Origin of the sequence: Pseudomonas sp. PA-4-8C (assembly GCF_021606625.1) — a bacterium.
GTDB classification, from domain to species: domain Bacteria; phylum Pseudomonadota; class Gammaproteobacteria; order Pseudomonadales; family Pseudomonadaceae; genus Aquipseudomonas; species Aquipseudomonas lactis.
Genome location: NZ_WKCD01000029.1, coordinates 14985 through 39489, shown reverse-complemented (window position 1 = coordinate 39489; position 24505 = coordinate 14985). Strand labels below are relative to the sequence as shown.

The window sequence follows — 24505 nt, the reverse complement described above, 5'->3', positions numbered from 1 at the left end:
CCGCCAGTGATTTGGGGGGCCGCCGCCACGCGCCATCCATGGCGCGGGGCGGCTAAACCGGCATCCCTGCCGGTTTACCCCCCAAATCCCTGTCGAATTCCGGCCAGCGTGGTTTGACGGGGCGCTTAAGATCAAGATCAAAAGCAGATCAAGAGCAGATCAAGAGCGGCTCGCTTCGCATCGTGGTTACCGTCGGGTGCTACAGGCTGCAAAGTTGTGTGGATAGACAAGCCAGTTGCTCCCACATGTTGATCTTGATCGCCAATGGTTGTGGGATTTGGCTTGGCTTCATGCCCACCTAGAACCAACCGCCCCTGCGTCGGTCAATGTGACCGGCGCCGCAGCAGCTTGGTCGGCGCTGATATATAGTTCACCCCTCGGTTCCCTCTGACTATGAGTGCCCCATGCTTAACAAAGGACTGTTCCTGGCCTGCGCGCTGGCCCTGCTGAGCGCTTGCGATTCTTCCGATAAACCGGCTGCACCGCCTGCGCCCACCGTGACGGCGGCGCCGAAGCCGGTGAAAGCCGAGGTGGATGTGGCGGCGCTCAAGCAGCGTTATGCCGGGCGCGAGCTGAGCGTGGTGGACGTGTCCGAGGTGCAGTTGGACGGGGCCAGCACCTTGTCGGTGAGCTTTTCCATCCCCTTGGACCCCGATCAGAAATTCGCCGACAAGCTGCACTTGGTAGACAGCAAGTCCGGCAAGGTCGATGGCGCCTGGGAACTGTCCGATAACCTGATGGAATTGCGCCTGCGCCACCTTGAGCCGCAGCGCAAGCTGGTGCTGACCGTGGACGCCGGGGTGAAGGCAGTCAACGGCAACACCCTCGCCGCCGAATACAGCGCCCGCCTGGAAACCCGCGACCTGCAAGCCACCGTCGGCTTCGCCAGCCGTGGCACCCTGTTGCCGACGCGCCTGGCCGAGGGCCTGCCGGTGATCGCGTTGAATGTCGACAAGGTCGACGTGGAATTCTTTCGGATCAAACCCGAATCCCTGCCGTCGTTCCTGGCGCAGTGGGGGCGTAATACCAGCCTGCAAAGCTATGAGTCCCGTGAACTGCTGCCAATGGCCGAACTGGTGTACGGCGGGCGTTTCGACCTGAACCCGGCGCGCAATACCCGCGAAACCCTGTTGCTACCGATTGCCGGCCTCAAGCAGTTGCAGCAGCCGGGCGTGTACCTGGCGGTGATGCGCGCTTCGGGCACCTACAACTATTCGCAACCGGCCACCCTGTTCACCTTGAGTGATATCGGCCTATCCGTGCACCGCTATGCCAATCGCCTGGATGTGTTTACCCAGGCCCTGGAAGGCGGCAAGGCACTGAACGGCGTCGAACTGGAAATCCTCGATGCCGAAGGCCGCGTGCTCGGCCAGGGCAAGACCGAAGACGGTGGCCACGCCGAGTTGCCGCTGCCGAAAAAAGCCCAGGTGTTACTGGCCAAGCAGGGCGAGCAAACCAGCCTGCTGCGCCTGGACAGCGCCGCGCTGGACCTGGCCGAGTTCGATATCGGCGGGCAACCGTCCCACCCATTGCAATTTTTTGTGTTCGGCCCACGTGACCTGTATCGCCCCGGCGAAACTGTGTTGCTCAACGCACTGTTGCGTGACAAGGATGGCAAGGCGGTGAAGCCTCAGCCAGTGAGCGTCGAAGTGCGGCGCCCGGATGAACAGGTAAGTCGCAAGTTCGTGTGGGAGGCCGACGCGTCGGGCCTGTATCAATACCCGTTGCAACTGGCTGGCGAAGCGCCGACCGGGCGTTGGCAGTTGGTGTTCGACCTCGGTGACGGCAAACCGCAACTCTATGAATTCCTCGTCGAAGACTTCCTGCCCGAGCGCCTGGCGCTGGAACTCAAGGGCAGTGACACGGCGTTGAGCCCGGCGGATAACCCGGTCATCCAGGTCAACGGCCGTTACCTCTACGGCGCGCCCGCATCCGGTAACCGCGTCAGTGGCCAGGTGTATGTGCGCCCGCTGCGTGAGGCGGTCAAATCCCTGCCGGGCTACCAGTTCGGTTCCGTCACCGAAGAAGAGTTGAGCCAGGATTTCGAACTGGACGAAAGCGTACTCGACGCCAATGGCGAGCAAGCGCTGACCCTGGAAAGCAAGTGGGCCGAGGCCAAGTCGCCGCTGCAATTGATCGTGCAAGCCAGCCTGCAGGAGTCCGGCGGGCGGCCGATCACCCGGCGCCTGGTGCAGCCGATCTGGCCGGCCGAGCAATTGCCGGGCCTGCGCGGGCTGTTTGACGGCAAGGAAACCAACGGCGATGGCCCGGTGGAATTCGAAGTGCTGGTGGCCAACCAGGACGGTCAGAAACTGGCCGCACAAGACCTCAAGGTGCGCCTGGTGCGTGAGCGCCGCGACTACTACTGGAACTACTCGGAGAATGACGGCTGGAGCTACCACTTCAACGAGAAATTCCTCAACCTCGATGAGCAGAGCCTGAACATCAAGGCGGGCGACACCGCCAAGGTCAGCTTCCAGGTGGAGTGGGGCCCTTACCGTGTGGAGGTTGAAGACCCGCACACCGGGCTGGTCAGCAGCCTGCGTTTCTGGGCCGGCTACCAGGCCCAGGACAACACCGAAGGCGGCGCCGTGCGCCCCGACCAGGTCAAGCTAGCCTTGGACAAACCCGCCTATGGCGATGGCGACACCGCCAACGTCACCGTCACGCCACCGGCTGCCGGTAAAGGCTACCTGTTGGTGGAGTCTGCCGAAGGGCCGCTGTGGTGGCAGGAAATCGACGTGCCGGCCGAAGGCAAAAGCTTTGCGGTGAAGCTCGACCCGAAATGGTCGCGCCATGATCTGTATGTGAGCGCCCTGGTCATTCGCCCCGGCGAGCGCAAAGCCAACATCACGCCTAAACGCGCCGTGGGCTTGCTGCACCTGCCACTGGATCGCACCCAGCGCAAACTCGGCCTGACCCTCACCGCGCCAGAAAAAATGCGCCCCAAACAACCACTGACGGTGAAGATCGCCGCCAAAAACGCCGATGGCAGTGTGCCTCAACAGGTGCACGTACTGCTGGCGGCGGTGGACGTGGGCATCCTCAATATCACCGAATACCCAACGCCCGATCCCTACGCCAGCCTGTTCGGCCGCAAAGCCTATGGGGTCGACCAGTTCGACATCTATGGGCAACTGATCGAAGCCGGCCAGGGCCGTCTGGCCAGCCTGGCATTTGGTGGCGACGCGGCGTTGGCCAAAGGCGGCAAGCGTCCGGACACCAGCGTAACCATCGTCGCCCTGCAAAGCGCCCCGGTGACCTTGAACGAGAAAGGCGAGGGCGAAGTCAGCGTCAATATCCCCGACTTCAACGGCGAACTGCGCCTGATGGCCCAAGCCTGGAGCGAGGATCGCTACGGTATGGCCGAAGGCAAGACCGTGATTGCTGCCCCGCTGATTGCCGAATTGTCGGCACCGCGCTTTCTGGCGGGAGGCGACCAGACCACCTTGGCCCTGGACCTCTCCAACCTGTCGGGCAAGGCCCAGAAGCTCGATGTGCAATTGACCGCGCAAGGTCAGTTGCAGTTGGTCAACAGCGGCGCGCAGTCGGTTGAACTCAAGCAAGGCCAGCGCACCACGTTGCGTATTCCGGTACAAGCCTGGGGCGGGCTCGGCCAGGGCAAGGTCACGGTCACCGTCAACGGCCTGGACTTGCCGGGTGAAAACCTGCCGCCGTTCAGCCGCGAATGGACCTTGGGCGTACGCCCGGCGTACCCGGCCTTGCTCAAGCATTACCGTGCCGTGCTCAAGGATCAGCCGTGGAGCTTGCCGTCGGGTGCACTGGATCAATTCGATGCATCGGGACGTGAGGCGTTGTTGAGCCTGTCGAGCCGGCCGCCGTTGAACCTGGGCGCGCAGATCAGTGCACTCAAGGCGTACCCCTACGGTTGCCTGGAGCAAACCGCCAGTGGCTTGTACCCATCGCTGTACGCCGACGACGCGCTGCTCAAGCGCCTGAGCATCAAGGGCGAGCCGGATGCCGAGCGCAAGCGCAAGATCGAGTTGGGCATCGAGCGCCTGTTAGGCATGCAGCGCTACAACGGCAGCTTCGGTTTGTGGGGCGCCGATGGCGAGGAAGAATATTGGCTGACTGCCTATGTCACTGACTTCCTGCTGCGCGCCCGCGACCAGGGTTTTGCCGTCCCGCCTGAAGCCTTGAAGAAGGCCAGCGAGCGCCTGTTGCGGTATGTGCAGGAACGTAACCTGATCGAGGTGGATTACAGCGACAACGCTGAACACACCCGGTTTGCCGTGCAGGCGTATGCCGGCATGGTGTTGGCGCGCAGTCAGCAGGCGCCGTTGGGTGCGTTGCGCAGTCTGTTCGAACGGCGCAGCGATGCACGCTCCGGCTTGCCGCTGGTGCAGTTGGCCATTGCCCTGCAGAAAATGGGTGACCAGCCACGCGCGGATCAGGCGTTGGTGGCCGGCTTGGCGGCGCAGCGCAATGCCAATGAGTGGCTGGCCGACTACGGCAGCCCGTTGCGCGACCAGGCGATGATTCTGGCATTGCTGGAGGAGAACGACTTGGCCAAGGGCCAGCGCGAGGAGCGTTTGTTCACCCTGTCTGACCAATTGGCGGCCAGCCCGTACCTGTCTACCCAGGAGCGTAATTCGCTGTTCCTGGCCGGGCGCCTCGGGTTCGCCAAGCCGGAAACGAACTGGCAAGTGTCGCTCACCGGCAGCGGCGGTGTGCGTGAGTTGAACAACCAGCAATCGACGTTGCAATTGGACGGCGCACTGCTCTCCAGCGACCTGGCCTTGAGCAATCAGGGTGAAGCGCCGGTGTACCAACAATTGACGGTTTCGGGTTATCCACAAGTGCCGCCAGCGGCCGGTGGCAACAACCTGAGTATCCGCCGCGAATACCTGGGCATGAACGGCCAGCCGTTGAACCTGCGTAACCTCAACAGCGGTGATCTGGTACTGGTGCACTTGGCGGTCAGCGCCAAGCAACGCGTACCGGATGCTCTGGTGGTTGACCTGTTGCCTGCCGGCCTGGAACTGGAAAACCAGAACCTGGCCCAAAGCGCGGCGAGCCTTGAGAACGCCAGCAGCCAAGTGAAAGAGTGGCGTGAGTCGATGCAGAATGCCTCGCTCAAGCACCAGGAGTTCAGGGACGATCGCTACGTGGCAGCGATGAATCTGGATGGCTATGGCACCACGCACTTGCTGTACCTGGCGCGTGCGGTGACACCGGGAACTTACCGCGTGCCGCCGCCGCAGGTGGAGTCGATGTATCGGCCGAACTGGCAGGCAGTGGGTGAGACGCCAGTGGATATGGTGATCAAGGGCCGCTGAAAGCCACTGTAGGAGCGAGCTTGCTCGCGAAAAAAAAACGTCAACGATAACGCGGGTTTCCTGGATTAACGCGGCGTCTGTGAGTTTTTCGCGAGCAAGCTCGCTCCTACAGAGGAGAATCGAGTGGTTGTAATGTCAGTGTACGACCCAGCTCAGCAACCACAGCCCCAGCATCAGCCAGATGATCCCGACGATAATCGAGGCCCGCATAAAGGCGCGTACCGCCGAGTAAAGGAACAGCAGGCCGACGATCAGGGTGATGATGCTGATGATCGACGTGTCCATGCCCAAGGTGCGTGACAAACCGTCGATAAAGTTGCCGCCGGCGTGGGTCAAGGCCCCGAACAAACCGCTGAGGCCGTCGACGATAAAGCGGATGACGGAACCGAGCGCCTGGCCCAACCATTCGAAAAAGCTTTCTACCTGCATGTGCGTGTCCTGATGAGAAGGTGGGCGTAACTGTGCCTTTGGTTGTCGATAACGCAGGCGAGTTCCCTGCAAGCATAGAGGTTTGCCCGTTTGAGTTTTAGTTTAATCACCTGCGGATGTACTCAGTCCAATGTGGGAGCGGGCTTGCTCGCGAAGGCGGCGTGCCGGTGACATCTCTGCCAACTGACCCACCGCGTTCGCGAGCAAGCCCGCTCCCACAGTTATTGCGCTGGGCGTTGGGTTGTGTGGCGTTGGTAATACTGCTGCTGTGGGGCGCCGATCGCATCTGGCCCTTACCCCTGCCCCAGGACGACCTGGCCCGGGTGGTGCTGGCCGAAGATGGCACACCCCTGTGGCGATTTGCCGATGCCAATGGCGTATGGCGCTATCCGGTACACACTAGCGAAGTTTCGCCTTATTACCTCGACGCGCTGCTCACCTATGAAGACCGTTGGTTCTACCAGCACCCCGGCGTAAACCCGTTGGCGCTGGTGCGTGCGACCTGGCAAAACCTGAGCGGCGCGCGCGTGGTCTCCGGCGGCAGCACCTTGTCGATGCAAGTGGCGCGCCTGCTCGACCCGCACTCACGCACCCTGCACGGCAAGTTACGCCAGCTGTGGCGTACCGCGCAGTTGGAGTGGCACCTGTCCAAGGACGAAATCCTCAACCTGTACCTGAACCGCGCGCCTTTCGGCGGCACGCTGCAGGGCGTGGCGGCGGCGAGTTGGGCCTACCTGGGCAAGTCGCCGTCACAGCTGACCCACGCCGAAGCCGCTTTGCTCGCGGTGTTGCCGCAGGCGCCGAGCCGTTTGCGCCCGGACCGTCATCCGCAGCGCGCCCAGGAGGCCCGCGACAAAGTGCTGCGCCGCTTGGCCGAGTTTCAGGTATGGCCGCAATCGGCGGTTGATGAAGCGCTGGAAGAGCCCCTGTTGCTCGCCCCACGTCTGGAGCCAAGCCTGGCGCCCTTGCTGGCACGCCGCCTGAACCGCCCCGACAGCCCGCCGCTGATCCGCACCACCCTGGATGCCACTCTGCAACGTCGTCTCGAAGACCTGCTGCTGGGCTGGCGCGCGCGCCTGCCGGAGCACACCTCGGCGGCCATCCTGGTGGTGGAAGAAGAAAGCATGGCGGTACGTGCCTACCTGGGGTCGGTGGATATCAACGACACCAAGCGCTTTGGCCATGTGGACATGATCAGCGCGCTGCGCTCGCCCGGTTCCACCTTGAAACCTTTTCTCTACGGCATGGCGTTGGATGACGGCCTGATCCACTCCGAATCGCTGTTACAGGACGTGCCTCGACGTTATGGCGATTACCGCCCAGGCAACTTTTCCATGGGCTTTACCGGGGCGGTGCCGGCGAGCACGGCGTTGTCCAGCTCGTTGAACCTGCCGGCGGTGCAATTGCTGGAAGCCTACGGGCCCAAGCGCTTTGCCGCACAGATGCGCATCGGTGGCATGCCGTTGGCGTTGCCGGCGTTGGCCGAGCCGAACCTGGCGCTGATCCTCGGCGGCGCGGGCAGTCGCCTGGAAGATCTGGTGAGCGGCTACAGCGCCCTGGCCCGCGATGGCAAGAGCGCCACCCTGCGGTTACAGCCGGACGATACGCTCAGGGAGCGGCCGTTGCTGTCGCCCGGCGCCGCATGGATTGTGCGGCGCATCCTCAGCGGCCAGGCGCGGCCCGACCGCGACCCGCGTGCCGAGCTTGTCCAACGCCCGGTGCTGGCGTGGAAAACCGGTACCAGCTATGGCTTCCGTGATGCCTGGGCGATTGGCGTGGGCCCGCGTTATCTGATCGGCGTCTGGATCGGCCGGCCCGATGGCACGCCGGTACCGGGGCAGTTCGGCCTGGCGTCGGCAGCGCCGTTGATGTTGCAGGTGCATGACGTGCTGACCAACCGCGACAGCCAGCGCGGCATCAGTGCGCCGGTCAAACCGGTGCCGGCCAATATCGGCGTGGCGGCGATCTGTTGGCCGCTGGGCCAGCCCATGAACCGCAGCGACCCCAACTGCCGCCGCCAGCGTTTTGCCTGGACCCTGGACAACACCACGCCGCCGACCTTGCAGGCATTGGATCAACCCTTGAGCGTGGGCTTGATGGAAAGTATCTGGGTTAACGCCAAAGGCTTGCGGGTCGATGCCCGTTGCCCTGGCGCAACCCCCCAAAACATCGCCCTGTGGCCGGCGCCGTTGGAGCCCTGGTTGCCAAGAATTGAACGCCGTGAAGCACGTATCCCGGCGGCTGACCCGGACTGCCCGCCACCGGCGCTGGCCGCGTCATCGCCGTTGTCCATCGTGGGGGTACGCGAGGGCGATCAATTGCGTCTGCCCGCTGCCAGTCAACAAGCCTTGCGCCTGAAAATCTCCGCTCTGGGCGGCAGTGGTCGGCGTTGGTGGTTTCTCAACGGCGCGCCGTTGGGCGACAGCGCCAATCAGGACAGCATCAATGCCAGTTTTGAACGGCTGGGCCGCTATCAGCTCAGTGTATTGGATGAAGCCGGTCAAACCGCCAGGCTCGAATTCAGCGTTGTCGACTGATCGCTGATCGTTCCCACGCTCTGCGTGGGAACGCCGCCTGGGACGCTCCGCGTCCCGACATCCACGCAGGCGACGCGAAGCGTGGGAATGATCGGGTAAGCTATACCCATTCAGGAGCCCCCGCATGAACCTCGAACACCTCACCGAACGCCTGCACCGCATCCGCGATACCAATGACTGGAAGCAGTTTCACAGCCCGAAAAACCTGGCCATGGCTGCCAGCGTGGAAATGGCCGAGCTGGTGGAAATCTTCCAATGGCTCACCGAAGACCAATCCCGCCAACTGCCCGCCGATAAACTCGCCCATGCGGGCCAGGAGGTCGGTGATATCGTTCTGTACCTGCTGTTGCTGTGCAGTGAGCTGGGCCTGGATATGAACGAAGTGGTGCGCGCCAAACTGGCCGATAGCGAACGGCGGTTTGCCCATGAGTGATCGTCATTTCGACCAGTTGGCCACGCGCTTTGCCGAAAAGATCTACGGCGGCGCCAAGGGCGCGATTCGCTTGGCGGTGCTCCAGGCCGACCTGGTAGAAGCCTTGCCGCAACGCCCATTGCGCGTGCTGGATATCGGTGCTGGCCTGGGGCATATGTCGCTGTGGCTGGCCGAGCAGGGCCACGAGGTGACCCTGGCCGAACCCGCCGCGCCGATGCTTGAAGGTGCGCGCCAGCGCTTCGCTGACGCGGGCCAAAGCGCGACCTTTATTCATGCACCGTGGCAGGACTTGCTCGGCCAGCTCACCGAGCCTTACGATCTGGTGCTGTGCCATGCCGTGCTGGAGTGGTTGGCCGAGCCCCACGCCATCCTGCCAGTGCTGCACCAACTGACGCTGCCGGGTGGCTGGTTGTCCCTGGCGTTCTACAACCGTGATGCGTTGATCTATCGCAACCTGCTCAAAGGCCACTTTCGCAAAATGCGCAAGAACGACATGGCCGGCGAAAAGCAGAGCCTGACGCCGCAACAACCCCTGGACCCACGGGAATTGGCGGCGCAACTTGAAGGGTTGTGGCAGGTCGAAAGCCAAAGTGGCGTACGGGTGTTCCACGACTATATGCCGGTGGAATTCCAGGCGCGCGCCAACCTGCAGGACTTGTTGGAGATGGAACTCGCTCACCGTCGTCACCCAAGCTTTGCCGGGCTTGGGCGATATTTGCACTGGATCTGCCGCCCGGTTTAAGCGGCCAGCGTGGGAGGTCGACATGCGTCGTCTCGGTTTAATTCTGTTGTCTCTAGGCCTTGGGGCGTGCTCGAGCCCCAACCCTTACGTGGCCAGTTCGGCGCCGATGCCGCCGGCGCCCGCCCAGGCGGCCACCACCTTTGATGCCAGCGCCTACCCTGCGCCGGTACGCGACTACGGCGCCTACCGCAGTTGGGGCTGGCTCAACGGCCAGTTGCCGGCGGGCACGGCCTGGGCCGATTCGGCGCAGATTGCCGAGGCGGTCAGCGGCGCTCTCGACCAGCGCGGCTTGCGCCCCTTGCATGACAAGCGCGCGCCCGACCTGCTGGTGAGCGCCGATGTACGCCTGGAAAAACGCCTGCGCCAGGTCCAGGACGATTATGGTTACGGATACGGCGGCTATAACCGTTATGGCAACGGCTATGGCATGTACAACAGCGTGCCGGTGGTGCGTACCTATGAAGTGACAGTGGCCGTGGCGCGTATCAGCCTGTTCGATGCGCGCACCCGCCAGCCGGTGTGGAGCACCAGCGCCGAAACCACCAGCCAGGGCAGCCTGAGCGAACGTGCCGATAGCTTGCGCAAGGCGATGCAGAAGGCAATGGCTGCCTATCCGCCCAGTTAGCAGCTATTCTCATTACAGGCCCACGTTGTTTTTGGAGAACACCATGCTTCGTCGCATCGCTGCACTTGCTGTTGTCATGTTGCTGGGCGGTTGCCAGAGCAACCAGGTCAACCATGATTTCGACGCCAGCCGAGACTTCGGCGCTTACCGCAATTGGGCCTGGAAAGACCCGGCGTTGCAGTACCGTCCCGATGACCCGCGGATCAAGAGCGACCTCACCGAGCAACGCATCCGCCAGGCCGTGGGCGAACAGCTGGATCAACGCGGTTTGCGTCCTGCGGCGGCGGGCACCAAGGCTGACTTGAATGTACAGGCCTACCTGATCGTCGAAGACCGCCAGCAGCAAGTCACCACCAACTATGGCGGTGCCTGGGGCGGCCCGTGGAATGGTTACTGGGGCGCGCCGATGTACAACGAAACGCGCAACATCACCTACAAAGTGGCGACCATCCAGCTCGACCTGCTCGACGGCAAGGACGGCAAGCTGGTGTGGCGCGGCAGCGACGAACAAATGATGGCCAGCACGCCCAACCCCGAGGACCGTAACAAGGCCATCCGCAGCACCGTAACCAAGATCCTTTCCAACTACCCGCCGCGCTGATCTCTCCCTGTAGGAGCGAGCTTGCTCGCGAAAAACGTCAACGATAACGCGTGCTTCCTGAGTAAACGCGGCGCCTGTGAGTTTTTCGCGAGCAAGCTCGCTCCTACGGTATCAGGGCGTATCAGGGCATCTCCGCCAGTCGCCAATGTGGCGAGTTGCCAGCAACCTGCCGAAGCCTTGTCTACACTCCAGTGCAACGGAGAGTTAGCGCAGGAGTGCTTCGATGTCTCCCCGATTCAGCTCCAGGCAGCGTGGTGCAATTGGCTTGATGGCGGCAGGCACCTTGGCCTTGGCCCTGGTGTTCACGTTGCTGGCGGTCGATAGCGGGCGCTTGTATTTGGAAAAGCGCAAGTTGCAGTCCGTCGCCGATACTTCGGCGTTGGAAGCGGCCGGTCTGGGCGGCCAGTGCGGTACCAACACCACCGCCAACGCCTATGCCACGCAAAATGCCGCGCGCAACGGTTTTGTGGTCGGTAATGGCAACACCCTGGCGGTGACGTGCGGCACCCTGGCGACCAATGCCCTCAACACCCGCGTATTTAGCGCCGATGCCACCAAGAGCGACGCGATCCGCGTGGTGGCCTCGCGCACCGTCCTGACCAGCATCGCCAATGGCCTGTGGAACCTGTTCAGCGGCGCGCCGATCACCCCGCAAATCAACTTGAGCGCCACGGCCGTCGCGGCGACACCGCCGCCCGTGGCGCAGCTGTCGATCCGCAGCAGTCTGGCCAGCGTCGATTCAGGCAAATCCCCACTGCTCAACCTGGTCATCGGCAACCTGCTCGGCGGCAACCTGTCGCTCACGGCGGCGGGTTGGAACGGCTTGCTGCAGACCAACGTCAACCTGCTCAGTTACCTGGACCAACTGGCGATCAACCTGAACGTGAAGGCCGGTGACTACGATGCCTTGCTCAGTACCGCAGTCTCCGCGACTCAACTGATTGACGCTGCGGTGAAGGTCTTGCAGAAAAACGGCGCGGCGGCCACGGCGGTCATCAATGATGTGATTTCGATTCAAGCCATTGCGCCGAACAGCAAGCTGTTGACCGTGGGCGACCTGATCGACATCGCCACAGGCACGCCGACGGCGGCGCTGAACAGCAACGTGCAGTTGTTTCAACTGCTGGAAGCGGTGGCGCAGTTGTCCAGTAGTAAGAATGCGGTGAGTGCGGCGGCGCAGGTCGCGATTCCGTTGGTGGGCAATGTGTCGATCCAGACCAAGGTCATCGAACCGCCGCAGCTGTCGGCGATTGGCAATCCTGTATTGGCCAAGAAGGGCTTGCAGAATACCCCGCCAACCGAACAGATTTTTGTACGCACCGCGCAAGTGCGCACGTTGGTGACCGTGCAGGCGCCGATCATCAAGGCGGTCTCTGGCGTGGCGTCCATACTGACGGGCTTGGGCACGCCGGTGTCCCAGGTGGTCAAAGGGTTGTTGAACCTCAACCTGCCGGCGGTGGTTGGCGGGGTGTTGTGCCTGGTGGCCTGCAATGTGGCTGACGTCGATGTCACGACGTCGCTGGCCATTTACATTGAAGCCGGCAGTGCGCAAACCAATGTCACGGATTTCAATTGCGACTCGCCGGCCTCTAAATCCTTGACGGTGAAAACCACCACGTCCCTGGCGACCCTGGCGGTCGGTACGGTGGATCCGGTGGCGGCTTTTTCTTCCTCGGCTGCAGTCAATGTGCAGCCGGTGAGGTTGATTGATTTTGGCGAGCGCTACTGTGTCGTTCTAACGCTGCTGTGCAGTCCCAACCGTACACCGAATGTGGGGGGCGGTTTGCTGTTGAAAGCCAACTCCACCATTGCCGGGCAAAGCAGCACGATGGTGTTTGCGCCGGTGGCCGAGATGAATGCGCCGCCCACCTACAAGTTTGCGTCGGGCACGGCCAATATCGTCGGCAGCCTGGTGTCGACGCTTAATGGCTTGCAGGTGACTTACGCACCGCCTAGCGGCACTGTCTCCAATGGTGCGTTGGCTGGGGTCGCCGGGTTGTTGGCGACTATCACTACGGCGGTGGTGGGGCTGATCCAGAATGTGTTGTCGCCGATTCTCGACCCCATCGTTAATACCTTGCTGAGTGCCTTGGGCATCAACCTGGGCAATGCCGAAGTCGGTGCCAACCTTACTTGCCATATGGGTCGGGCTTATCTGGTGATTTAGCTGACCTTTCGAGTTCCAAATGTGGGAGCTGGCTTGCCTGCGATGGCGGCCCGCCAGCCGACACTTCTCTAGCTGACACCCTAAGATCCAACTGTGGGAGCGGGCTTGCTCGCGAAGGCGGCCTGGCAGTCAACACAGTTGGACCGGGTACATATCCATTATTTAGGTAACGGCCACTTAGGGTTCCGCCCTGACGGCGGCTCACTTTGCAAAAGCGGCAAAGTAAGCAAAACGCTCTTGCCCCACCACTCGGCACCTCGCCCAGGCTCGGTGTGCCCGTAATCCGCCAGTGATTTGGGGGGCCGCCGCCACGCGCCATCCATGGCGCGGGGCGGCTAAACCGGCATCCCTGCCGGTTTGCCCCCCAAATCCCTGGCGAATTCCGGCCAGCGTGGTTTGACGGGGCGCTTAAGATCAAGATCAAAAGCAGATCAAGAGCAGATCAAGAGCAGCTCGCTTCGCATCGTGGTTAGCGTTGAATTAGTTCTGCGCGATGGGGAGTTCGATGCAGAATTTCGCGCCGGCCTCGCTGTTGGTAACGCTCAGGCGTCCGCCCATGTTTTCCACAATCCCATAGCTCACCGAGAGGCCCAGCCCGGTACCTACGCCTATCGGCTTGGTGGTAAAGAACGGCTCGAAAATCCGCTCCAGCAAGCGCGTGTCTATCCCGCCGGCGTTGTCTTCGACCCAGATACGCACATGCTGGCTGTCGTGCTCGCTGTGCAGGGCAATCCAGGGGCGCAGGGCAGGGTCTTTTTCTCGTTGGCTGAGCAGGGCGTCGCGGGCGTTGACCATCAGGTTGATCAGTACTTGTTCTAGTTGGTCGACATAGCCTTTGACCTGTACCGAGAAGTCGGTAGGGCTGATGCGCACGTCCACGCCTTTGCCGCGCAGGCCTTCGCTGAGCAGGGAGAGGGTGCCCTCCAGTGCCTGCGCGGGGTCGAAGGGTTGCTGCTCGATTTCCGAGCGGCGGCCGAAGACGCGCATGTGGTCGACCACTCGTGCGGCGCGTTGTACCTGGGCGTCGATGCGTTGCAGTTTTTCCGTGAGGTAGTCAATTTGCACATCGCCATTGCCCAGGCGCTTGAGCACATTGGCGATGGCCATGCGCATCACGTTCAGCGGCTGGTTGATCTCATGGGCCAGGCCGGTGGCCATTTCGCCGAGGGTGGCCATTTTTGCGCTTTGGGTCAGTTGTTGCTGGGAGCGGCGCACTTCGGTGTTGTCGCGGCCCACGGCTTGCACTTCGATCAGGGCGCCTTGTTCATCGAAGACGCCGCGGTCCGACCACACCCACCAGGCATGTTCGCGCCCCGGCAGTTGCAGGCTGATTTCCGCGGTGCTCACCGGGAATTCCGGGGTCAGTTGCTGGATGCGCTGCACAAAGGCGGCGCGTTGTTCATCCGACAGCCACTGGCCCAGGTTGATGCCTGGCAATTGTTCGGGCCGGCATTCCAGGTAATTGGCCAGCGGCGTGTTGCCGAAGGTGAGGATCAGGTCGGGGCGGTAGCGGCAGATCATCGCGGGTGAGTCTTCCACCAGGATGCGGTAGCGCTCCTCGCTCTGGCGCACCTGCTCGGCGGCCAGGGTCGCCTCGGTGACGTCCAGCCACAGGCCTACGGCTTCCACCGGCAGGCCGAGGTCGTCGCGCAGCAGCTTGGCTTCGTCGAGCAGCCAATGGTAGTTGCCTTGTTTGTCGCGCAGGCGGTAGCGGCTGCGCACGTTGCCTTCGCGCAGCAGTTGGCGGGTGCGTTCGAAGTAGCACTCGCGGTCGTCGGGGTGGATCAGCGCTGCCAGGGTGTCGTGGTTGCAATCGGCCAAGGTCCAGCCCAACAGCGGCAACAGGCTGGCGCTGAAAAACGCCGGGTGCAGCGCGCCGTTGACGTAGCGCTGCACATAGATGACGGCCGGTGAGCTGGCGATCAGGTTGTCCAGGCGCGCATGGGCGGCGGCGGCTTGCAGTTGCTGGTTCTGGATGTCGCTGATGTCGAGCATGAAGCCGATCCAGCGTCGTTCATTGCCGGCGCCCAGCACTTGGCCTTGTATGCGGTACCACAGGGGCGACTGCTCAGACTCGGTGCGTTGCAGGCGCACGCTGGTCAGCAGTGGCTTGCCCAGGGCTTGCAGGTCTTGCAGGCGGCTGTCGAGGGCCTGGCGGTCGGCGGGGTGGATGAGTTCGAGCCAAGTGCCGAGGGGCTGGCGGGTGGGGCCTTCGTCCAGGCTCAGGTTGCGCAATAGTTGCGGCGCCAGCTGGATCTCCTGGGTAGCGGGCAACAGTTCCCACCAGCCAGTGCCGAGCAGGCCTTGCAGGGCTTCTACCCGTTCCAGTTGCTGGTGGTGACGCTGTTCGCGCAGGCGGCCCAGCAGCGGCGCGGCGAGTGCTGCGCACAGGTTCAGCCAGTCACGCTCGCCGGTGTGGTATGCCTGGCCGTTATAGAAACCACACAGCAGCCACGCGGCGGCGCCATGGCTGTCGCGGTACGGCACCAGGAAACCGTCGGCATTGCCAAATACACTGTGCAAGCGCGGGTTGTCGCTGCGGCCCTGGGCAACGTCCAGGCTCAGTGGCGTGTTGCCGTTGATGCTGTCCAGGCTGGTGCCCAGGTGCTGCCCGGTTTGCCATAAGGCCGGGGCGTCGTGGGCGGTGTATTGGCTGTAGATGCGCCAGCCCTGGTCATCTTCGTCGAGCAGTGCCATGGCGACGCAGGGGATGCGCCAGCGCTGGGCCACGCTGCGCAGGTGTTCGCTGAACACCTGAGGCAAGCGGTTGAGGCTGCACACGCGCAGCTGTTCGCTCATCAGGGCGGCGAGTTGGTGGTTCTGTTCGCGTTGCTGCACCCGTGCCCGGTCAGCCAGCAGGTCAGTAATGTCCAGCAGGTGCAGGGCCCAGGCGTCGCCCTCTGGCTCGATCCAGCCGCGGGTATGCAGGACCTGGCCGGCGGCGCCCTGGAAGTCCAGATCCAGGCCGTGTCGTTGCCACTCCTGCGGTGTGCCCTCGACACTCAGCGCGCTGTCGGCACACAGCAAGGCCTGCAAGGGTGGGTTGGGCACGTTGGCAAGATGCTGGGCAAGCAAAGGCCTCAAGGCGCCCGTGATGCTCAGCACCCGGCCCAGGTTGTCCAGTTGCACTTGCAGGCCCGGCGCGGGCGTCGTTGGCGCGTCCAGAGCCAGGGCGCTGGTAAGCCCGCGCAGGCGTGCGAACAATTTATCCCCTGTCGTCAAAACTGAAGGCTCGAGGTGGCGGTGAGGTTGGTGGGCAGGTTGGGTACGGTACCCACCCCAGGCAACACCAGGGCCGGCAAGACCGCTTTGATATTGGCCGAGGGGTAGGTGATCTTCACCGTCAGCAAATTATTGGTGTAGGTGGCGGTGATATAGCCGGGCAAGAACTTCAATGAGCCGGGGATCCAGTTCAACTGGGCCTGGGCTGCATCCTTGGCGCGTTGCACAACCAGGGCCGAATAGCCGGCGGTGCTGGGGTCCAGGGACACACTGCGGCGTACCCCTTCGGCGGCCGCTTGGTGAAATGACTGCATCAACAGCAGCGGCAAGCTGTAGCTGAGCATGCCGTAGAACACCGCAAAGAAAATCACGAAGACCAAGGCAAACTCGATCGCCGCAGCACCTTTTTGCTTTCTCGGGAGGCTCGATTTCATGACTGCGTCTACCCTGAGGCGAGTACTTGATATCAGCATAGAATCATTCAGCCAAAAGGGATGTTTTTTACGTGATCCAGATGCTAGTGATTGTGCTGTGGTTGGGCGTATGTGCCGTGCAGGATATTCGCCAGCGCCAAATTGCCAATACGCTGACCCTGGGCGTCGGGCTGTTGGCGTTGATCTACCTGCTGTGGGCGGGGTCGACGTGGCTGGGCGCGCCCCGCAGCGAGGGCGGCCTGGCCCTGGCTTTGGCGCTGGTGCTGACCTTGCCGGGCTATGCGTTGGGCCGCTTTGGCGCAGGGGATGTGAAGTTGCTCGCCGCCCTGGGGCTGGCCTCCAATATCGAGTACCTGCTGGGGTCGCTGATCGGTGCGGGCATCGCTATGGTGGCCTGGACACTTATGCATCAAGGGCTTAGCTCAAACCGCGTTAAGCGGGCAGGGCCCGCGTCAACAAAACAGCCTTTTGCGCCCTTCGTTTTGACAGGTTTTGCCGGCAGCTGGTTTTGGATCCATCAGTCGCGCGAGTTGATTAATGCTATGTACATAGTCGGAAAGTACGTCTACGTTTAATCAGGAGTTGTGTAGGAATTTTCGTCAGAAAGGATAGGTCATCATTTGGCTTGCCAGGCATGGAGTAGCGCGTGAACAAGCTTACGTCCGCAGTAAAAGTGCTCGTAGTCGACGATCAACCCTTAATCGTAGAGGAGCTCTGTGAATTTCTTGAAAGCAGCGGGTACCGTTGTGTCCCGTGTGAGTCCAGTGAGCAAGCTGTCCAGCGTTTCAAGGAAGACCTTCAGATCGGTTTAGTGCTGTGTGACCTGCATATGCCGGACATGGACGGCATCGAGCTGGTGCAGGCGCTGCAACGGATCGCCGGCAAGCATCGCGCGTTCGAAGCGATCATGCTTACCGGTCGCGCTGACAAGCAGGATGTGATCAAGGCCCTGCGTGCAGGTATCGCCGATTACTACCAGAAGCCGATCAACCTCGATGAATTGCTCGAGGGCCTCAAGCGCCAGGAAGCGGCATTGGAGGAGCGGCAGAAAGACCTGCAGTTGGGCACGCTCAACCAGAAGTTGCAGTACCTGTCCGAATCCATCAACGACTTGTATATGGACTTGGACAAGGTGCGCCGCAACCCGACGCCCCAGGACCATGACGGGGACCCATCGGCCGATGAAGCCGGGCCGGTGGAGATCCCGGCGATCTTCAATCAACTGTCACCGCGCCAATTGGATGTGGCCCGCCTGGTGGGCAAGGGGCAGACCAACTATCAGATTGCCTGTGAGCTGGGGATCACCGAGAACACGGTCAAGCTGTATGTGTCCCAGGTATTGCGCCTGACCCATATGCACAACCGCACGCAGTTGGCGCTGGCGTTGTCACCGAACAACTCGGCGATGCGCCAGCGGGTGACGGCGCACTAGCACCGCCCTACTGTAGGAGCGAGCTTGCTCGCAAAAAACACCTAGACAACGCGGTTACCCAGGATGCACGCGTTATCGTTGACGTTTTTCGCGAGCAAGCTCGCTCCTACAGGGAGGGGTTATTTGCTGCCCTGCGCAGTGCCGCCTACTTTCTGATCAAAAAACTCCGGAATCGGGTGCTTGTTGCTGTCCAGCCAGCGCTTGAGCGCCTGCTCGCGTTCTGCCGGCGTGGTTTTTTGCGGATTGGCCGAGGCGGCGCGCCCGCTCAGTTGCAGCGCCATCCAGTTTTCCGTTTCTGCCTGCCGGGGTGAAGACGGCCCCGCTTCGATGGCCGAAGCGAGGAGGGGCAGGGCCAGGCAGGCAAGGCCGGCGAGGTGGTGGAATTTCATCATTGACTCCCTATTTCACAGAGGCCGGCAGCGTGTCGCTGACCGCCGCTACCTGATCCTTGACTGGACGCTGCGGTGCCGTGCCAGCGTCCTTGAGGTGTTGCGCCCGCGCCTGGGCCTGGGTCACCTGATCGGGGCTCAAGCCGAGTTGGCCGACCACTTTCGCGGCTTGCTCCCAGTTGTCTTGGTAGATCAGCAAAGTCACCAGGTTCACCGCCGCCAGTTGATCGCTCTGCTTGAGCTCGATGGCGGTCATGAATTCAAAGCGTGCGTCTTCCAGGCGCCGTTGGTCGAGGTAGACCACGCCCAGGTCATTGCGGATTTTTTCGTCGGTGGGCGCCAGCCGTGCCGCACGCTGCAGGTGAGCCATGGCCTGGCCGTTGTCGCCCCTGGCCGACGCCAGTTGCCCCAGGCCGTGCTCACCGTCGGCGGCCAGGCAAGTGCCCAGCAGGCTGCGGTACAACGGCTCGGCGTCTGGGCGGCCCAGCAAGCGATAGGCGCGGGCTTGGCGTTGACGAACCTGGGGCAGGGCGCTGGGCAGGTTCTGCAGGTTGGCGAGGCTGGCGTGCAGTTTGCCTTCGTTGGCCATGTCATCGGCCAGGTTCAACGACAGCTCCTGGTCGGCGCTGGGCTTGGGGCAACTGCCCGGTGCCAGCAACCCGGCCCACGGAACCTGGCCATTGCTGGCACAACCGCCCAGCATCAGCAGGCTCAAGGCGACGATCAGTGGTTTCATGGCAGGCTCCTCAAAAGTTATTCAAGGCTCGGGAGATGGCGATCATCGCCGGCCCCCCAAGCACGATCAGCAAGGCGGGAAACAGAAACACCATCATCACCACGGACATCTTCGCGGACATCTTCGAGATGTATTCCTGCAGGCGGGTCAGGCGGCGGTCGTCGAGCAACTGCTTGAGGGCCAGCAAGGATTTCATCGCGCCGCCGCCCTGGTGGATCAACTGCTGAAGGATGATGCAGGTGTCGGTGAATTCATCCACGGCCAGCAGGCGTGCGGTCTTGCCCAACTCTTCGGACAGCTCCAGGCCGGAGTCGACCCTTACCAGGATCAGGCGCAGTTCATGGGTCAGGTCGGGGAGCAAGCGCTGGGCTTCGGTGCTCAACACCCGCAGCGATTGTTCAACTGCCATGCCGGATTCGAACAGGATGCGCAGTAACGGAATGAACGTGGAAATTTCCCGCGCGATACGCTCCTGGCGGTATTTCGCGCTGAGGGCCAGGATGCGCTTGGGCAGCAGGTAACCGATGCCCAGGGCAATTGCCGGGGCAATCCAGGGCGAGCCGGCGTGAGGAAACAGCAGTTGCTGGCCGAGCAGGGTCAAGCCCAGCAGCACGATGGGCACGCCGATCTGGAAGGCGGCGAACATGGAGCGCTGGTTGGCTTTGCGCCAGCCGACGCGGTTGAGCAGGGTCTGGGTTTCGTTGTCCAGGCTGACCGAGCGCTGGGCCACGGCGCTGGCGCCCAATTGGCGCATCAGGCTGCCGAGTTTGTCCTCGCGGGTCAGTTGGCCTTGCAGGCGTTGGCTGACCAGGCGTTGACGGCGCCGTTGCTCCAGCAGGTTGCCGACGATCAAGGCGACGGCGGCGAGCGACAACAGGATGCAGATCAGGATGGCCATCTCAAATACTCCGCAACATGCGCCACATGACGAAGGTGCCCGTGATGTCGAGCGCCGCCGCGGCCAGCAGCAGGTAGCGCCCGGTTCCGTCATTCCACATGCTCATCAGGTAGCCCGGGTTGACCATCAAAAAGTAGCCGACCATGGCGATGGGCAAGCCTGCCAAGACGTACGCGGTCATGCGCGTTTCGCCGGTCATGGCCTTGAGTTGGCGTGCACCCTGTTCGCGCTCGCGGATCATCTTGATCAGGTTTTCCAGCAGCTCGCTGGCGTTGCCGCCGTAGCGGTGGTTGACCTTCAGGCCCAGGGCAAACAGGCGGAACTCATCGCGCTCGTAAAACTCGGCAAAGTCGCTGACCGACTCCGGCAGGCTCACGCCCATTTGCACGTTACGCTGGATGCGGCTCATGGCCTGTTTGAGCGGCGCTTCGGTGCTGTCGATCGCACCCAGCACGGCGTCTGCCAGGGTGCGCCCGGACTTGAGGCTGCGCACGCTGTGGTCCAGTAGTTGGGGTAATTGTTCGATCATGCGCTGCACTCGCCGTTGGTAGCGCCAGGCGATAAACACACGCAGCAGCAGCGGCGGCATGATCAGCATCACCAACAGGCCCAGCCCGCCGGCCAGCAAGTAACCCAGCAACATGCCCACCGCCCAGCTACTCAGCCACAACCCCAGGCGATCGGTGGGCTTGCCCAGGCCGGCGCGCTGGAACATGCGCTCCAGCGCGACCCAGCTGCCGTTCGGCTCCTGGGCTACCGGCTGGCCATCGGAGAGGCGCTCCAACACCCGATCGGTACCGGCCTGGCGCAGCCCTCGCTGGAACAGCCAGACGGACAGGCTGATCAGCAGGACGCAAATGAGCAGCAAGACAAGTCCGGTCATGAGGCCTCTCTACAACGGCAATGCCGATTCGCGCCGCAGCTTGTCGCCGGCCGGGTTGAGCGCTTCGCGCAGGAAGCCGAAACCGGTACGGCGGTCGAGGCGGAACAGGGTGTTGGTGACATACACGTCGTCGCGCACGCCCACCACTTCCACCACCTCGCTGACGCAACGGCGCCCATCGGGCAGGCGCGTCAGTTGCACCACCACATCCAGTGCGGCGCAGATCATCTGCCGCAGGGTTTTTTCCGCCACCACACGGCCGGTCAGGCCCACCAGGGTTTCCAGGCGCAACAGCGCGTCCTGGGCATTGTTGGCGTGCACGGTGCTCATGGATCCGTCATGGCCGGTGTTCATGGCCGTCATCACGTCGAGCACTTCGACGCCACGGATCTCGCCAAGGATGATGCGGTCCGGGCGCATCCGCAGGGCGTTGCGGATCAGGTCGCTGGCCTTGACCTCGCCATGCCCTTCGGCATTGGGCGGGCGGGTTTCCAGGCGCACCACATGGGGGTGGCCCAGTTGCAGCTCGGCCACGTCTTCGATGGTGACCAGGCGTTCGTGGGGGTTGATCAATTGGCTGAGGATATTGAGCAACGTGGTCTTGCCGGTGCCGGTGCCGCCACTGATGAGGATATTGCAGCGCTTGCCCACCGCCTCCTGGAAGAACTCGAAGATGTTGTGGTCGATGGTTTGCATCGCCACTAGGTCGCTGCTCTTGAGCATGTCCTTGCGAAACTTACGGATCGACAGGCAGGGGCCGTCCAGGGCAATTGGCGGGATGATCGCATTGACCCGGCTGCCATCGGGCAAGCGCGCATCGACCATCGGCGACGACTCATCCAGGCGCCTTCCGAGGGGCGCGAGAATGCGCTGCATCACACGTTCTACATGGTGCGCATCGATAAAACGCAGGTCGCTCTGGTGGAGCACCCCGTCACGCTCGATAAACACCCGGTGCGGGCCGTTGACCAGGATCTCGGTGATCGACACGTCGCGCAGCAGCACTTCCAGCGGGCCGAAGCCGGTCAGCTCATCGACGATTTCCTCAGCCAGACGCTCCATCTCATAACGCGAGATCGCCAGGTGCATGCGCGTGATGTACTCGGCCACTTTGTCGATGACAAATTGCGCCAGGGATTGGCGCGAGCCTTCCAGCAGGTTCTGGCCGGATTCTTCGATGGCATCGATGATGTAACGATGCAGCACCAGTTTCAGGCCATCGTGGTCGTTGTGCGCGGCTGCCCCACGGGCCGGGGCGCCGAAGAGTTTTTCGCTGTTCATCGACTCGTCCCCAGCAGGCGTTCGAACCAGCGTGTCGAAGGTTTATCCAAGCCTTCGGTGCGTTTGGCCAGGCGCTCGCCCAGGTGGCGCAGGGCTTGGGTCAAAGCTTCGCGTGGGGCCAGGGTGAACAGGCTTTGCCCCTGGTTTTTGGCGTTCAGGCGCACTTCGGGGCTCAGGGGCAGCACGGCGATGCACTCCAGGCCGAAGCTTTTTTCCAGGGCTTCGGTGTCGGGGGCACAGCCTTTGATGTAGCGATCGACGAGCAGCTTGGCATGGTCGAGCTTCATGCCTTTTTCGCGCCACAGGTTCAGCACCGCCAGGTTACGCCGACAGTCGAGCACGCCCTGGTCGGTGCACCACAGCAACTTGTCGCAGTGGCTGACAAAGGTGCGCAGGGCTTCGCTGTCCGCTTGCCCGGTGAGGTTGACCACGATGTGCTGGAAGTGCTGGCGCAAGGCGCTGAGCAACATGTACAGCTCGGCGGCGCTGGTTATTTCCAGGGGCTCATCGCTGGCGGCGTAGGCGAGGATGCGCAGGCCATCGTCGGTGCTGGTGAACGCGCTGTTGATCAGGGTGGCGTCCAGGCGGCGCAGGTGGCGCAAGGCGTCGCCGAAATTGAAGGTGCTGTCCAGGCCCAGCAGCGCCAGGCTGTCGCCCCTGGGCAGGCCGAGGTCGAGCATCAGCGTCTGCTGGCCACTCTTTTGCACCACCATCGCCAGGTGGCTCGCCAGCAGGGCGCCATCGGTGTTGCCCTGGGCGCCGTAGAGCACGGTGAGGCCGCCGAGATGGGCGTTCGGCGCCGTGGGCGGCAAGCGCTTGCTCAGGCGTCGCACCAGCCCGGCCACTTCGCTGGAGCGCGAGCCATAGGCGACAAAATCCCGGGCGCCGGCACGCATGGCATTCAAGACAAGCTGGTTGTCCATGCCGTCGCCCAAGGCCACTACTGCCAACATCGGCTTGGCTTCCAGGGCGCCTTCGATCAAGGCGCTCTGGGCCACCAGGTGTTCACGGTCCAGGCCTACGAACACCAGGTTGGCGAAGGTCACGTCCACCAGTGCCAGCAATTCATCGAGGCTGCCGCCGCCCACGCTGATCACTTGGCCAAGGGGCGCCAGCGCGCCCTGGAGCCATTCCAGGTCGGTGCTGTTGCGGGTGATTGCCAGGAAGGTCTGGCTCAGGCTATCGCTCATTGGGAAAGTCCACTGCGACGGTCGAAGTTGCCGTTTTCCAGGAAGAACAGGCGGAACCAGTTCGGGTCGTAGGTGCGCAGTTTCTCGCCGGGCAGCGACGGCAACTGCGCATTGGCGGCCAGTGGCTGTACCAGATGCGGCGTGACGATCATCAGCAGTTCTTTTTCTTCGCTGTTTATAGTGGAGTCGCGGAAGAAAGCACCAATGATCGGGATGTCGCCCAGGCCTGGCAGCTTGGCGATCGTGGAGCGGTTGGTGCTGCTGATCAGGCCGCTGATCACGAAGCTTTCACCGTCGGCTAACGACACGCTGGTGTCGGTGCGCCGGACGGTCAGGGCGGGTACCTGGATGCCCTGGATCCGGATCGCGTTGTTGTAATCCAGCTCGCTGACTTCCGGGGCGACTTTCAAGGCGATGCGGTTGTGGTCGATGACCGTCGGCGTCAGCGTCAGGCGAATGCCGAATTCCTTGTACTCGATGGTGATGGTATCGCTGCCGGCACTGGGCACCGGAATCGGCACTTCGCCGCCGGCCAGGAAGGTCGCGCTCTGGCCGCTCATGGCCACCAGGCTCGGGCGTGCCAGGGTATAGGCGAAGCCGCTGCTTTCCAGGGCGTTGATCAGTGCCTTGACTCGGCCACCGCCAAACCCGATGTTGAAGTTTTCGGCGCTCACCGGCAATTTGAAGATGCCCTCTGAAGGGGACAGCAAGCTCGGGCTGCCGAGGAAGAAATTGTTGCCCATGCCGAGGATCTTGGTGCTGGCCTCCTTGAGCTTGGTTCGGCTGACTTCGACGAAGCGGATATCGGTCTGCACCTGGCTGGGCAGCGTCGGGTCTTCGGAGGGCGACAGCGATTGGCTGGTCAGCGCCGAGGTGGCCTTGCCTTTGACGAACACCATGCTCTGGCGCGGGGTGGTCGAGCAGCCTGTCCACACCATCAGGCTGGTAGCGCCGCTGCCGACGCCAGTGAGCAGGAAATGGCGGTCGCCGTTGACCCGCACGTCGGCGATTTTCGGGTCGCCGATGGCCAGGCGCGTAATCGCTACCGGCGATTGCAGCTCGGTTTGCAAGCCTTCGCCCACCTCGATCACGGCGGGCAACTGGCCCAGGGCGTTACAGCTGCCCGATGCGCCCATCGCCATGCCCAGGGGCAGGCACGGCAGCATCAAGGCCAAGGCCAATTGAGCGTAGCGTTGGCTCATTCAA

General features: G+C 62.6%; 19 protein-coding genes. 9 read left to right on the top strand and 10 right to left on the bottom strand.

The window, feature by feature from the left end; genetic code table 11:
• Positions 1-404 precede the first annotated feature (404 nt).
• Positions 405-5300, top strand: coding sequence for an alpha-2-macroglobulin family protein (locus GIW04_RS07935; protein WP_120247970.1), 4896 nt, complete (start codon positions 405-407; stop codon positions 5298-5300).
• A gap of 135 nt (positions 5301-5435) precedes the next feature.
• On the opposite strand, the gene GIW04_RS07930 is transcribed toward GIW04_RS07935, so the two are convergent.
• Positions 5436-5729 carry a hypothetical protein gene (locus GIW04_RS07930; RefSeq protein WP_003188208.1) on the bottom strand — a complete coding sequence of 98 codons (294 nt, stop codon included), beginning with the start codon at positions 5727-5729 and terminating at the stop codon, positions 5436-5438.
• A gap of 224 nt (positions 5730-5953) precedes the next feature.
• Here GIW04_RS07930 and pbpC point away from each other — a divergent pair, with 224 nt between their 5' ends.
• From pbpC to GIW04_RS07900, 6 genes are all read left to right on the top strand, one after another.
• Positions 5954-8266: a peptidoglycan glycosyltransferase PbpC gene (gene pbpC, locus GIW04_RS07925; protein ID WP_082628735.1), complete on the top strand. Its 2313-nt coding sequence runs from the start codon at positions 5954-5956 to the stop codon at positions 8264-8266.
• A 124-nt stretch (positions 8267-8390) separates the two neighbouring features.
• A complete protein-coding gene (locus tag GIW04_RS07920; RefSeq protein WP_003188211.1) occupies positions 8391-8699 on the top strand; it encodes a MazG-like family protein in 309 nt (102 codons plus the stop codon).
• Positions 8692-9441, top strand: a complete 750-nt coding sequence (locus GIW04_RS07915; protein ID WP_003188212.1) for a methyltransferase — start codon at positions 8692-8694, stop codon at positions 9439-9441. The genes GIW04_RS07920 and GIW04_RS07915 overlap by 8 nt, the downstream gene beginning before the upstream one ends.
• A 22-nt stretch (positions 9442-9463) precedes the next feature.
• Positions 9464-10066, top strand: a complete 603-nt coding sequence (locus GIW04_RS07910; protein ID WP_003188213.1) for a DUF4136 domain-containing protein — start codon at positions 9464-9466, stop codon at positions 10064-10066.
• 43 nt (positions 10067-10109) lie between these two features.
• Positions 10110-10667 carry a DUF4136 domain-containing protein gene (locus GIW04_RS07905; RefSeq protein ID WP_003188214.1) on the top strand — a complete coding sequence of 186 codons (558 nt, stop codon included), beginning with the start codon at positions 10110-10112 and terminating at the stop codon, positions 10665-10667.
• Between the two features lie 223 nt (positions 10668-10890).
• The gene (locus GIW04_RS07900; protein WP_120247971.1) at positions 10891-12834 is read left to right on the top strand and encodes a pilus assembly protein TadG-related protein; all 1944 of its coding nucleotides are present in this window, start codon (positions 10891-10893) and stop codon (positions 12832-12834) included.
• Between the two features lie 480 nt (positions 12835-13314).
• Here the strand turns inward: GIW04_RS07900 and GIW04_RS07895 are convergent, their stop codons facing one another.
• Both GIW04_RS07895 and GIW04_RS07890 read right to left on the bottom strand, forming a co-directional pair.
• Positions 13315-16056: a PAS domain-containing sensor histidine kinase gene (locus GIW04_RS07895; protein ID WP_120247972.1), complete on the bottom strand. Its 2742-nt coding sequence runs from the start codon at positions 16054-16056 to the stop codon at positions 13315-13317.
• On the bottom strand, positions 16053-16490 hold the full coding sequence (locus GIW04_RS07890; protein WP_003188217.1) for a TadE/TadG family type IV pilus assembly protein: 438 nt from the start codon (positions 16488-16490) through the stop codon (positions 16053-16055). The genes GIW04_RS07895 and GIW04_RS07890 overlap by 4 nt, the downstream gene beginning before the upstream one ends.
• Positions 16491-16561: 71 nt before the next feature.
• Between GIW04_RS07890 and GIW04_RS07885 the strand changes: the two genes are divergently transcribed.
• Together GIW04_RS07885 and GIW04_RS07880 are read left to right on the top strand one after the other, a co-directional pair.
• Complete coding sequence (locus GIW04_RS07885) at positions 16562-17065, top strand: prepilin peptidase (protein WP_120247973.1); 504 nt, start codon at positions 16562-16564, stop codon at positions 17063-17065.
• A gap of 71 nt (positions 17066-17136) precedes the next feature.
• Complete coding sequence (locus GIW04_RS07880) at positions 17137-17922, top strand: response regulator transcription factor (protein WP_003188220.1); 786 nt, start codon at positions 17137-17139, stop codon at positions 17920-17922.
• 119 nt (positions 17923-18041) lie between these two features.
• Here the strand turns inward: GIW04_RS07880 and GIW04_RS07875 are convergent, their stop codons facing one another.
• From GIW04_RS07875 to GIW04_RS07845, 7 genes are read right to left on the bottom strand one after another with little or no spacing between them, the layout of a single operon-like run.
• Positions 18042-18311: a DUF3613 domain-containing protein gene (locus tag GIW04_RS07875; protein WP_003188221.1), complete on the bottom strand. Its 270-nt coding sequence runs from the start codon at positions 18309-18311 to the stop codon at positions 18042-18044.
• 10 nt (positions 18312-18321) lie between these two features.
• Positions 18322-19047, bottom strand: coding sequence for a tetratricopeptide repeat protein (locus GIW04_RS07870; protein WP_120247974.1), 726 nt, complete (start codon positions 19045-19047; stop codon positions 18322-18324).
• A 10-nt stretch (positions 19048-19057) separates the two neighbouring features.
• Positions 19058-19945 (bottom strand): type II secretion system F family protein, encoded by an 888-nt coding sequence (locus tag GIW04_RS07865; protein ID WP_003188224.1) that lies wholly within the window; start codon positions 19943-19945, stop codon positions 19058-19060.
• A gap of 1 nt (position 19946) precedes the next feature.
• Positions 19947-20828, bottom strand: a complete 882-nt coding sequence (locus GIW04_RS07860) for a type II secretion system F family protein (protein ID WP_120247975.1) — start codon at positions 20826-20828, stop codon at positions 19947-19949.
• 9 nt (positions 20829-20837) lie between these two features.
• Positions 20838-22109 (bottom strand): CpaF family protein, encoded by a 1272-nt coding sequence (locus GIW04_RS07855; RefSeq protein WP_044271145.1) that lies wholly within the window; start codon positions 22107-22109, stop codon positions 20838-20840.
• Positions 22106-23299, bottom strand: coding sequence for an AAA family ATPase (locus GIW04_RS07850; protein WP_034134625.1), 1194 nt, complete (start codon positions 23297-23299; stop codon positions 22106-22108). The genes GIW04_RS07855 and GIW04_RS07850 overlap by 4 nt, the downstream gene beginning before the upstream one ends.
• Positions 23296-24501: a type II and III secretion system protein family protein gene (locus tag GIW04_RS07845; RefSeq protein WP_003188229.1), complete on the bottom strand. Its 1206-nt coding sequence runs from the start codon at positions 24499-24501 to the stop codon at positions 23296-23298. Before GIW04_RS07845 ends, GIW04_RS07850 begins: the two co-directional genes overlap by 4 nt.
• Positions 24502-24505 lie beyond the last annotated feature (4 nt).

Excerpts from the sequence above, each read along its gene's own strand:
- GIW04_RS07850 (WP_034134625.1), bottom strand. The coding sequence starts at position 23,299 with ATGAGCGATAGCCTGAGCCAGACCTTCCTGGCAATCACCCGCAACAGC.
- GIW04_RS07930 (WP_003188208.1), bottom strand. The coding sequence starts at position 5,729 with ATGCAGGTAGAAAGCTTTTTCGAATGGTTGGGCCAGGCGCTCGGTTCC.
- GIW04_RS07910 (WP_003188213.1), top strand. The coding sequence starts at position 9,464 with ATGCGTCGTCTCGGTTTAATTCTGTTGTCTCTAGGCCTTGGGGCGTGC.
- GIW04_RS07905 (WP_003188214.1), top strand. The coding sequence starts at position 10,110 with ATGCTTCGTCGCATCGCTGCACTTGCTGTTGTCATGTTGCTGGGCGGT.
- GIW04_RS07935 (WP_120247970.1), top strand. The coding sequence starts at position 405 with ATGCTTAACAAAGGACTGTTCCTGGCCTGCGCGCTGGCCCTGCTGAGC.
- GIW04_RS07890 (WP_003188217.1), bottom strand. The coding sequence starts at position 16,490 with ATGAAATCGAGCCTCCCGAGAAAGCAAAAAGGTGCTGCGGCGATCGAG.
- GIW04_RS07920 (WP_003188211.1), top strand. The coding sequence starts at position 8,391 with ATGAACCTCGAACACCTCACCGAACGCCTGCACCGCATCCGCGATACC.
- GIW04_RS07900 (WP_120247971.1), top strand. The coding sequence starts at position 10,891 with ATGTCTCCCCGATTCAGCTCCAGGCAGCGTGGTGCAATTGGCTTGATG.
- GIW04_RS07915 (WP_003188212.1), top strand. The coding sequence starts at position 8,692 with ATGAGTGATCGTCATTTCGACCAGTTGGCCACGCGCTTTGCCGAAAAG.
- GIW04_RS07845 (WP_003188229.1), bottom strand. The coding sequence starts at position 24,501 with ATGAGCCAACGCTACGCTCAATTGGCCTTGGCCTTGATGCTGCCGTGC.
- GIW04_RS07860 (WP_120247975.1), bottom strand. The coding sequence starts at position 20,828 with ATGACCGGACTTGTCTTGCTGCTCATTTGCGTCCTGCTGATCAGCCTG.
- GIW04_RS07875 (WP_003188221.1), bottom strand. The coding sequence starts at position 18,311 with ATGAAATTCCACCACCTCGCCGGCCTTGCCTGCCTGGCCCTGCCCCTC.
- GIW04_RS07865 (WP_003188224.1), bottom strand. The coding sequence starts at position 19,945 with ATGGCCATCCTGATCTGCATCCTGTTGTCGCTCGCCGCCGTCGCCTTG.
- GIW04_RS07870 (WP_120247974.1), bottom strand. The coding sequence starts at position 19,047 with ATGAAACCACTGATCGTCGCCTTGAGCCTGCTGATGCTGGGCGGTTGT.
- GIW04_RS07855 (WP_044271145.1), bottom strand. The coding sequence starts at position 22,109 with ATGAACAGCGAAAAACTCTTCGGCGCCCCGGCCCGTGGGGCAGCCGCG.